1 protein-coding gene is annotated in these 1,103 nt (G+C 49.0%); it reads left to right on the top strand.

The window, feature by feature from the left end; genetic code table 11:
- Positions 1-15: 15 nt before the first annotated feature.
- A partial coding sequence (locus R7E47_RS25045; protein WP_318085489.1) for an Hsp70 family protein occupies positions 16-1,103 on the top strand: 1,088 nt, incomplete at its 3' end.

Below are 1,103 nucleotides of genomic sequence, written 5' to 3'. Positions count from 1 at the left end.
TGACAAGGACCTATCATGGCACTACTTCAAATCGCAGAACCGGGCCAAAGCTCGGCACCTCATGAGCATAAGTTAGCGGCTGGTATCGACTTAGGTACTACCAACTCTTTGGTCGCTTCTGTACGCAGTGGCGATGCCACCACATTAAATGATGAGCAAGGTCGTAGCATTTTGCCGTCGGTGGTGAATTACTCAGCAGAATCAACAGTGGTTGGTTACGATGCGAAAGCCAAAGCAGAGTTTGAACCTGAGAACACCATTATCTCAGTGAAACGCTTGATTGGCCGCTCGCTAAAAGACATTCAATCTCGCTACCCATCATTACCTTACCGTTTTAAAGAGAGTGATAATGGCTTACCAGTACTGCAAACTGCTCAAGGGGATAAAAACCCGATTGAAGTTTCTGCAGATATTCTAAAAGCGCTAGGTAAACGTGCAGAAGAAACGCTGGGTGGAGAGCTTGCGGGCGTGGTAATTACCGTTCCTGCGTACTTCGATGACGCACAACGCGCGGGCACGAAAGATGCGGCTAAGCTAGCGGGTTTACATGTACTGCGTCTTCTTAATGAGCCAACCGCAGCGGCGATTGCCTACGGTCTGGATTCAGGTCAAGAGGGCGTGATTGCAGTTTACGATTTAGGTGGCGGTACGTTCGATATCTCTATCCTACGTTTGTCGAAAGGCGTATTTGAAGTATTAGCAACAGGCGGTGACTCTGCACTAGGCGGTGATGATTTTGACCATCTATTAGCGGATTACCTAATGGAGCAAGCTGGCCTAGAAGCGCCGCTTTCTGCTGAGAAAAACCGTGCATTACTGAACATTGCAACGGCGACCAAAATTGCTTTCTCTGAGCAAGACAGCGTAGAAGTTGACGTGTTTGGCTGGAAAGGCACTGTAACACGCGAGCAGGTCGAAGGTCTGATTCGCCCACTCGTGAAGAAAACTCTGATGTCTTGTCGTCGTGCACTGAAAGATGCTGACGTAGAAGCGGAGGAAGTACTTGAAGTGGTGATGGTTGGTGGCTCAACTCGTACCTTGCTTGTCCGTGAAATGGTAGGCGAATTCTTTGGCCGCACACCACTCACTAGCATCAACCCTGA

Origin of the sequence: Vibrio sp. Vb1026 (assembly GCF_033338745.1) — a bacterium.
Classification (GTDB): domain Bacteria; phylum Pseudomonadota; class Gammaproteobacteria; order Enterobacterales; family Vibrionaceae; genus Vibrio; species Vibrio alginolyticus.
Note: the sequence above shows the minus strand (reverse complement) of the source record. Positions and strands in the feature narration are given on the sequence as shown.